The organism is Porticoccus sp. (assembly GCF_041592135.1).
GTDB lineage: Bacteria > Pseudomonadota > Gammaproteobacteria > Pseudomonadales > Porticoccaceae > Porticoccus.
In genome coordinates, this window is sequence record NZ_JBFHQR010000090.1 from 1 (window position 1) to 9631 (window position 9631).

A 9631-nucleotide genomic window follows, 5' to 3' on the forward strand; every position below is an offset into this window, starting at 1 on the left:
CTCACCCGCGGGGCCGCTGCCAATGATTACGAGGTCATACTGATAATCCGCCATTCGTTACCGCTCCAGTCTTGCATGAACGGCGCGGTTTGTTTTCACGGAGAACAAATCGCGCCGTTCCAAGGTTTTTCTCTTTAAGCGCCTAAGAGGCATGTCACTTCTTGGTCGCCACATCCGCATCGTCAAGCAGCAGCGACTCGTAGGCCTGGTAATCCCGACTCGCCGCCGTCAGGGCGATAGTCGCCGTCAACAGTTTCTGTTGATCGCTGCCGAGCTGGGAAAAATCACCCTCTTTGACCTTGACCAGTGAGACCAGCACATAGTCACCGCTCTCCAGTACCAGTCCCTCCACCACCGGTTGCGCCGCAGGCTCCGCCATGGCAAACACCCGCTGCCGAATCTCATTATCCTGGTTGCCGGTAAAGCGCTTGGTATCCAGGCTGACCTGCCAGTCCAGGGACTCCCCCTTGGCCACGTCTTCGATGGTTTCACCGGCCTTGACTCTGGCGGCCAGGGCCTCGCCACGGACCATTAATTCGCGTTTGGCGAGTTGCTGTTTCAGCATCGCCTCAATGCTGTCCCGGACTTCAGACAGAGGTTTCTGGCTGGCGGGAATACGCTCTTTCAAGGCCAGCACCAGCACATGGTCATCCGCCAACTCCAGCACTTCACTGGCCCGACCCTCGTCCAAAACCGACTTGCTGAAGGCGGCACTGACCACCGCGGGGTTGGTCATAACACCCTCGCCCTGGGCACGGCTAAAGGGTTTGGATGTGTGCAACTCGACCCCCATGCGATCGGCCACAGCCCCCAGTGACTCCGCGTTGTAGGCGAGGTCTTTCAGTTCCTCGATGCGCTCGGGCAACAATTCCATCTCGAGTTGACGGGTCAGTTCGGCGCGAACCACAGGCTCAAGGGACTCGCGGGTCGGCACATCCGCCGCTTTCTCGTCGAGCAGCTTGAGCAAATGCAGGCCCAATTCACTTTCCACAACATCGGAAACCTGTCCGACGGTCAACTTGTCCAGCGCTGCAGCCAGGGGTTCCGGCAGGTCGCCCACCTGGACAAAGCCGAGATCGCCGCCCTGCTCGGCGGAACCGTAGTCCTCGGAATACGCCTTCGCCAGCGCCGCGAAGTCTTCACCGCTTGTCAGCTTGTCCTGTATCTCAGCCATTTTTTGCAGCTGACTCTGGTCGTCCTGGCGCTCCAACAGGATCTGGGCAACCCGGCGGGAACGAGAAGCCGCCGCCGCGGCAATTCTGGTGTCGATGAAATCGTCCACCATGCCCTGCTCAACATCCACATCCTCTGCCAGATCGGCAGGGCGCAGTTCCAGATATTCGACAACCAACTGCTCTTCGGACACAAATTGATCCGGATTGCCGTCGTAATAGGCTTTAACGTCTGCTTCACTGACGGCGATGGACTCCAACAGCGGCGCCCTCGGGATCGTCAGGTAGTAGTAATCGCGCGCCTGCTCGGTAATACCCGCCAACAGGGTGCTTTCCGGGGCAGTGGAAAATCCGGTGGTGGCCACGCCCTGCATAAATTGGTTGGTCACCATATCGGTGGTCAGCAATTTATTGTAGGAGGAGGGCGAGTAACCCATCTGCCTGAGCACAAATTCATAGCGCTCGGTATCGAATTTGCCATCGGTTTGAAAGTCCGGCACTTCCATCAACAGCCGATAAACCGTCTTCTTATCAATCCCCATGCCCTGATCAAGGGCTGACTGCTCTACCACTTTTTGGCGCACCAACTGCTGCAACACCGGACCGCGCAGCTGGTCTTCACTGACCATGGAGGGATCAATATTCTGGTAGCGATTGAGTATCTGCTGCTTTTGCAACGCAACCGCCTGTTGCAGACGCAGTTCGGTAATGCTCTCGCCATTGACATTGGCCGCCTCTTCCACGGCACTGCCGCTCAGGAAGATAGCATCCACGCCAAACAGTGCGAAGGGCACGATGATGATCGCGATCAAAATCCCCTTGGCGGCGCCATGAAGATTGTCTCGAAAGTTCTGAAGCATAGAAATCTCTTGGGGTTAGCGAAGCGTACCGGGACATCCTATAAAAAAAGGCGCATCGCTGATGCGCCTTTCAAGGTTTGAGGAACTCAAACAATGAACGCTGTCTGTTAGTTAACAGCGTCCTTCAATGCTTTACCTGCTTTAAAACTAGGCACGTTGGCAGCAGCAATTTTGATTTCAGCGCCAGTCTGCGGGTTGCGGCCAGTACGGGCGGCGCGCGGCTTCACAGAAAAAGTTCCAAAGCCTACCAGAGATACCGCATCGCCTTTCTTCAGGGCGCTGGTAACAGCATCGATGGCTGCATCCAGAGCGCGACCGGCAGAGGCTTTAGACAGATCGGCTGCATCAGCAATTGCATCAACGAGTTCAGATTTATTCACAATAATCCCCTTGTTATGGTTGATTAAACTATTCACCTGCAACACACACAACGCAGCGGCTTTCTGCAGGCTGTGGCATAGAAGACGACTGCAACGTTATACCAACCAGCCCAAAACCGGTCAAGCGCTTTAGTGAGTATTTATGCGGGCTACAGCCTCACTGGCAGACTTTTTCTCATCGCTGTCGACCCGCTCATACTCCTCGTCAGACAAGGGTTCCGGTTTTTGCGTCAGGGCAATTTCCAGCACATCATCGATCCAGCGAACCGGGCGAATATCAAGATCTGCTTTAATATTTTCCGGTATCTCCTTGAGGTCCCGCTCATTTTCCTGGGGAATAATGACCGTGCGGATGCCGCCGCGGTGGGCCGCCAGCAGTTTTTCCTTGAGACCACCGATCCTCAACACCTGTCCGCGCAGGGTAATTTCACCGGTCATCGCCACATCGGCTCTCACCGGGATACCGGTGAGCACCGACACAAACGCCGTGCACATGCCAATGCCGGCACTGGGGCCATCTTTTGGCGTGGCACCTTCCGGGACGTGTACGTGCAGGTCGTATTTCTGGTAGAAGTCGCGGCGGATTCCCAACAGCTTGGCGCGGCTGCGCACCACGGTCAGAGCGGCCTGAATGGACTCCTGCATGACGTCCCCCAGCGAGCCGGTCTTCACCACCTGGCCCTTGCCGGGAACCGCCGAGGTTTCAATGGTCAGTAGCTCACCGCCCACCTGGGTCCAGGCCAGGCCGGTTACCTGGCCGATTTGGCTCTCCGCTTCGGCGCGGCCAAAATCGTATTTGCGCACGCCGAGCAGGTCCTCAAGGCTATCCTGGGTGACCAGCTGCAACCCCTGACGATCCTCCCGCACGTAACTGGTCACCACCTTGCGGCAGATTTTTGCCAGCTCGCGCTCCAGGCCGCGCACACCCGCTTCCCGGGTGTAATAGCGGATCACATCGCGCACCGCCTCTTCTGCCATCTCCAGCTCGCTGTCCTTGAGGCCGTTGGCCCTGCGCTGTTTCGGCAACAGGTATTTCAGGGCAATATTGACCTTTTCCTCCTCGGTGTAGCCGGGGATGCGGATCACCTCCAGCCGGTCGAGCAGCGGCCCCGGGATATTCATCGAGTTGGCAGTGCAGATGAACATCACTTCCGAGAGGTCGTAATCCACCTCGAGGTAGTGATCGTTGAAATTGTTGTTCTGCTCCGGGTCGAGCACTTCCAGCATGGCCGAGGCGGGGTCGCCGCGGTGATCCATGCCCATCTTGTCAATTTCGTCCAGCAGGAACAGCGGGTTCTTGACCCCGACCTTGGACAGCTTCTGGATCAGTTTGCCGGGCAGTGAACCGATGTAGGTGCGGCGGTGGCCGCGGATTTCCGCCTCATCGCGCACCCCGCCCAGGGACATGCGCACATATTTTCTGCCGGTGGCCTTGGCAATGGACTCACCCAGGGAGGTTTTGCCGACACCGGGAGGGCCCACCAGGCACAGCACCGGTCCCTTCAGTTTTTTCACCCGCTGCTGTACCGCGAGGAATTCAAGAATGCGCTCTTTCACCTCTTCCAGACCGTAGTGATCCTCGTTGAGTATGCGCTCGGCCCGCTGCAGGTCGTGGCGCACCTTGGAGCGCTTCTTCCAGGGCACACTCACCATCCAGTCGATATAACCGCGCAGCACCGAGGCTTCCGCCGACATCGGCGACATCATCTTCAGCTTGTTCAGTTCGGACCTGGCCTTGTCAAAGGCGTATTTCGGCATGCCCGCTTCCTGGATCTTGGTTTCCAGCTGCTCGATATCGTTGCCGCCTTCCTCCACCTCGCCGAGTTCTTTCTGAATGGCCTTCATCTGCTCGTTGAGGTAGTACTCCTTCTGGCTTTTCTCCATCTGCTTTTTCACCCGACCGCGAATGCGCTGCTCCACCTCGAACAGTTCAATCTCGGATTCCATCAGCGCCAGCAGGCTTTCCAGCCGCGCGCTCACCGCCGCGGCTTCCAGAATCTGCTGTTTTTGCTCGACACTCAGGGTCATGTGAGTAGCCAGGGTATCCGCCAGACGGCTGGCATCATCGATACCAGCCACGGTGCTGACCACTTCGGAGGGAATTTTCTTGCTGAGGTTCACGTACTGCTCAAACTGGGTCAGCGCCGAACGCATTAACGCCCCGCTCTCCTTGTTGGAGAGAATCTCCTCCGACATCGGCAGGTAGCTGCAGACAAAATAGCCCGGCGACTCGTCAATCGATTCTATTTTCACCCGCTCTGTGCCTTCCACCAGCACTTTTACCGTGCCGTCGGGCAACTTGAGCATCTGCAACACCGAGGAGAGCGTGCCAACCCGGTACAGGTCCTCGGGGCTCGGGTCATCCACAGCGGCTGACTTCTGGGCAACCAGCAAAATCTGCTTGTCGTTCGCCATCGCCGCTTCCAGCGCCAGGATCGACTTTTCGCGGCCCACAAACAAAGGTATTACCATGTGCGGATAAACCACCACATCGCGCAGCGGCAACATGGTCAACTCATTGTGCACCGTATTTTGTCCCATTCCCTCAACCTCATTCCGAGAATTTCATCGTTGTAGCTTACCGCAAATATGGGGACTGCCCAGTCAAAAACAAGTACAAATGAGAATATTTTCACCCGCAACTTTTCAGCCGCAATAAAAAAGGACCCCCCAGGGCGTCCCATCGCGATGATGCCGCCAATGTAAAACTCAGTGTGGGGCTTCATCATACCACCGACATACCGGAGTTTGTGGCGCTCAGCGAGGGCAACGAAAATGACATGGTGGAAGGGTGAAAGTTTTGTTTTCCCAAAGGCAGCATCGTCGCGTTTGATAAGGGGTATGTGGACTATCAATGGGTTGGAAGCCTTACCAAACAAGGGGTTGGCTTTGTCACCCGACTACGCTCAAAGGCCGTCTACCGAGTGCTTGAGCGTAAGACAGTTGATAAACAAACTGGTCTCACCAGCGATCAGTTTATCGAGCTGACGAGTGCTCACGCCATCAAACGGGGTGCTCCCAGGCTACGTCGGGTTGGTTATCGTGACCCCGAGACGGGCCAGTATTATCAGTTTTTGACCAACAACTTTACCTTGTCAGCGGCCACGATTGCGGCCATTTATAAGGATCGCTGGAAGGTTGAGTTGTTCTTCAAGGCAATCAAACAGAACCTGAAGATTAAAGCCTTCGTGGGCACCTCGAAGAATGCTGTCCTTACGCAGATATGGATTGCGTTGATTGTGTATCTGCTGGTGGCATTTGCACGCTACAGTGCCAAAACAGGCTGGACCGTTTAACGTATGTTGAGGGTGCTACAAGCTAAATCTATTTGAGAGAAAAACGCTAAGAGAGATATTTAACCCGCACCCACCGCCCAATCAAAAAGACCAGCCTCAGATGAGGCTGGTCTTATGACGGTGAAACTGTGGGACAGCAGTGCCCCGCAGGGCCCTTTCAGATGTTGCCCGCGGGCGACATCACTCGTCGCTGGCAGCAGCCTTGTGTGGCTCGTTGTTCTCATAGACCAGCAGCGGTTCCGATTCACCGCGGATGACGGCGCCATCAATGACCACCTTGCCGACATTTTCAGAGGACGGAATGCTGTACATGGTATCGAGCAACACGTTTTCGATGATGGAACGCAGTCCGCGCGCGCCCGTCTTGCGCTCCAATGCCTTCTCGGCGATGGCTTCCAGCGCATCGCGGCGGATATCCAACTCAACACTTTCCATGTCAAACAGGGTTTCGTATTGTTTGACCAGAGAGTTTTTCGGCTCTATCAGGATATTCACCAGGGCATTGCGATCCAGCTCTTCCAGCGTGGCAATCACCGGCAGGCGCCCGACGAACTCGGGAATCAAGCCATAGCGTACCAGATCCTCCGGTTCGACCTCAGCCAGGGTCTGGCCGATATCCTTGCCCGTCTGCTTGCTCTTTACTTCGGCACTGAAGCCGATGCCGCCCTTCTCGGAGCGCTCGCGAATCACCTTCTCCAGGCCGGCAAACGCACCGCCACAGATGAACAGGATATTGGAAGTATCGACTTGCAGGAACTCCTGCTGGGGATGCTTGCGCCCCCCCTGGGGCGGCACCGAGGCCACCGTGCCTTCGATCAGTTTCAACAGTGCCTGCTGCACCCCTTCACCGGAAACATCGCGGGTAATGGAGGGGTTATCCGATTTGCGGGATATCTTGTCGATCTCATCAAGGTAGACAATGCCGCGCTGGGCCTTTTCCACATCGTAATCACACTTCTGCAGGAGTTTTTGGATGATGTTCTCGACATCCTCCCCCACATAGCCCGCTTCGGTAAGGGTGGTGGCATCCGCAATGGTAAAGGGGACATCCAGCAGACGGGCCAGCGTCTCCGCCAACAGCGTCTTGCCGCTACCGGTGGGACCGATCAGCAGAATATTACTTTTACCGAGTTCGATTTCGCCACCGGTGCCCTTGCCACCACTCTGTAACCGCTTGTAGTGGTTGTAGACGGCAACGGCGAGAATTTTTTTGGCGCGCACCTGACCGATGACGTACTGATCGAGAATATTGTTGATTTCGATCGGCTTGGGCAGCTTCTCCCCGGAGGATTCGGCATCAACCTCCTGGATTTCCTCGGAAATAATGTCGTTACAGAGGTCAACGCACTCATCGCAAATGAACACCGAAGGTCCCGCAATCAACTTGCGCACTTCGTGCTGACTTTTGCCACAGAAAGAACAGTACAACAGCTTCCCGTCGTCACCCTCTTTTCCGGATTTCTGGTCGCTCATAACCACATCCCAACTATTCTACTCATCAAAAACCCGCGATCAGACAACAAAAAACTTATAAATCAACAGGATAAAAAAGCTTTTTCCGGGCACTTGAAAAAAGCCTACCCATTCTACGGGCGCTTGTCCAGTACCGTATCGATCAGACCATAGGACTTGGATTCCAGCGCATTCATAAAGTTGTCGCGCTCGGTGTCCAGCGCGATTTTTTCCACGGTCTGGCCGGTGTGGTGGGCCAGGCATTCATTCAGGCGCGCACGGATTTTGAGAATTTCCTGGGCGTGAATATGAATGTCGGACGCCTGTCCCTGGGCACCGCCGCTGGGCTGGTGAATCATCACCCGGGAATTGGGCAGGCAGTAGCGCTTGCCGGCTGCGCCGGCCGCCAGCAAAAAGGCACCCATGCTGGCCGCCTGGCCAATACACATGGTGCTCACATCCGGCTTGATGAATTGCATGGTATCGTAGATCGACATACCCGCCGTCACCGACCCGCCCGGCGAGTTGATATAGAGATGAATATCCTTGTCGGGATTCTCAGATTCCAGAAACAGCAGCTGCGCCACCACCAGGTTGGCCATGTAGTCTTCGACTGGACCCACCAGAAAAATGACCCGCTCCTTCAACAGCCGGGAATAAATATCGTAAGACCTTTCGCCCCGGGCGGATTGTTCCACCACGATCGGCACCAACCCTCCGGCACTGCGGACATCCATACCAGACAGAGATTGATCAAATTTCATAGGAATTCACTCAAGTAAGACGCGTTTCAGCATTGTAACCAGCACTTGAGATAAGGCAAGCAGCTGCCGGGGGCAAAAACTGTATTCGCCAACACACATCAGCCCCGCATGAGAAAACCCATCCGGGGCTGACAAGCCATCCGGCTCACGCCGGATGCAACTGACAAATCAGTTAAGAATCAATTCAGCCTTGCGCGTCGGGCTGAACGGCGTCCTGATAGCTGACCGGCTCTTCCGTCACGGCGGCAACCGCAAGCACCTGCTCAACCACCTGATCCTGCAGCACATTGCCTTCGACACTCTGCAACAATTGCTGGTCGCTGAAGTAATGTTTGACCACTTCCTCGGACTGCTCGTAAGTGGACGCAATTTCCTCAATGCGACTGCGAACCCTGGCCGGATCCACCTTCATCTTGTTGGCCATGACGATTTCCCTGACGATCAGGGCGGTATTGGCGCGACGCTTGGCCTGATCCATAAACAGGTTGTCAGGCAGCATATTGGGATCGAAATTATTATTTCCCTGCCCCATGCTTTGCGCCATCTGGTATTTCATCGAGGTGATCTCCTTGGCCACCAGGGCCTGGGGCACTTCCAGATCCTTGTGCATGTCGAACAGCGCCGACATAACGCGACCGGTGACCTTGCTGCGCAGGGCATTTTTGAGATCGCGCTCCATATTCTGGCGCACCACCTCGCGAAACTTCTCTTCTCCGCCCTGTTGCATGCCGTATTGCGCAAAGAAGTCGTCGTTCAACTCCGGCAAAACGGCTTCGGTCACGGAGTGCAGTTTGATCTTGAACTCAACCGCCGCGCCACGCAGCTCTTCGGCGTGATAGTCTTCCGGGAAAGTCAGGGGAATGATTTTCTCGTCGCCGACGGACATACCGACGATACCATCCTCAAACCCGGGAATGGCTTTACCGGTGCCGAGCTCAAGCAGGAAATCTTCCGCCTTACCGCCCTCAAACTCTTCGCCGTCTTTGGTGCCGACGTAATCGATGGCCACTTCGTCACCCATGGCGGCCGGGCGATCAACCTCTTCCCAGGTAGCACTCTGTTTGCGCAGCGCGTCGAGCATCGCCGTGACATCGCCTTCGGATACGTCACAGACCGGCTTGGTGATACTGAGCTGGGAGAGGTCACCCAGGGCCACTTCGGGCATCACTTCAAAGGTGGCGACGTATTCCAGATCCTGACCGGGTTCGTCCTTGATGGACTCGATCGCCGGCTGTCCCGCAGGCTGCAACTTTTCCTGGTTAACCGCTTCAGAAAAGGTCTTGCCCATCAGTTCGCCGACCACTTCCTGGCGAATACCCGCGCCAAAACGCTGCTTGACCACCTGCATCGGCACTTTGCCCTTGCGGAAGCCGTCCAGGCGGACGTTTTTACTGGCTTGTTCCAGGCGCTCTTTAACCGCGCTCTCAATACGTTCTGCCGGTACCCCTACGGTCAGCTTGCGCTCCAGACCGGAAGTTGTTTCGATGGAAACCTGCATGTTTGCCCTCTAAATAGTTCTCTAACTCGTTAACATCATGGTGCGGACGGAGAGACTCGAACTCTCACACTTCTCAGTACCAGAACCTAAATCTGGCGCGTCTACCAGTTCCGCCACGTCCGCAAAATGTCGGGGATAATCGAACAGGCGGCGATGGTCGCCCGCGACAAAGGGTGGGGATTTTGCCACAGGCCATGGCCCGCGGGCAA

The 9631-nt window shown here is 55.9% G+C and carries 6 protein-coding genes, 1 tRNA gene and 1 pseudogene; 1 reads left to right on the forward strand and 7 read right to left on the reverse strand.

Annotated features, from left to right (window positions below; genetic code table 11):
• Positions 1 to 154: 154 nt before the first annotated feature.
• From ABY948_RS08690 to lon, 3 genes are all read right to left on the reverse strand, one after another.
• Positions 155 to 2032, reverse strand: a complete 1878-nt coding sequence (locus ABY948_RS08690; protein WP_461482140.1) for a SurA N-terminal domain-containing protein — start codon at positions 2030 to 2032, stop codon at positions 155 to 157.
• A 107-nt stretch (positions 2033 to 2139) separates the two neighbouring features.
• Positions 2140 to 2412, reverse strand: coding sequence for an HU family DNA-binding protein (locus ABY948_RS08695; protein ID WP_461482145.1), 273 nt, complete (start codon positions 2410 to 2412; stop codon positions 2140 to 2142).
• Between the two features lie 129 nt (positions 2413 to 2541).
• Positions 2542 to 4953 (reverse strand): endopeptidase La, encoded by a 2412-nt coding sequence (lon, locus tag ABY948_RS08700; protein ID WP_461482141.1) that lies wholly within the window; start codon positions 4951 to 4953, stop codon positions 2542 to 2544.
• Positions 4954 to 5081: 128 nt separating this feature from the next.
• On the opposite strand from lon, the pseudogene ABY948_RS08705 reads away from it, so the two are divergent.
• Positions 5082 to 5826: pseudogene (locus ABY948_RS08705) on the forward strand (IS4 family transposase); the annotation flags it as partial.
• Between the two features lie 62 nt (positions 5827 to 5888).
• Here ABY948_RS08705 and clpX read toward each other — a convergent pair.
• The 4 genes from clpX to ABY948_RS08725 all read right to left on the reverse strand — a co-directional run bounded on the left by clpX (position 5889) and on the right by ABY948_RS08725 (position 9545).
• Positions 5889 to 7181 carry an ATP-dependent Clp protease ATP-binding subunit ClpX gene (gene clpX, locus ABY948_RS08710; protein ID WP_461482142.1) on the reverse strand — a complete coding sequence of 431 codons (1293 nt, stop codon included), beginning with the start codon at positions 7179 to 7181 and terminating at the stop codon, positions 5889 to 5891.
• Between the two features lie 113 nt (positions 7182 to 7294).
• On the reverse strand, positions 7295 to 7924 hold the full coding sequence (gene clpP, locus ABY948_RS08715; protein ID WP_461482143.1) for an ATP-dependent Clp endopeptidase proteolytic subunit ClpP: 630 nt from the start codon (positions 7922 to 7924) through the stop codon (positions 7295 to 7297).
• Between the two features lie 184 nt (positions 7925 to 8108).
• On the reverse strand, positions 8109 to 9422 hold the full coding sequence (gene tig, locus ABY948_RS08720; RefSeq protein ID WP_461482144.1) for a trigger factor: 1314 nt from the start codon (positions 9420 to 9422) through the stop codon (positions 8109 to 8111).
• Between the two features lie 38 nt (positions 9423 to 9460).
• Positions 9461 to 9545: transfer RNA gene (locus ABY948_RS08725), tRNA-Leu, on the reverse strand.
• Positions 9546 to 9631 lie beyond the last annotated feature (86 nt).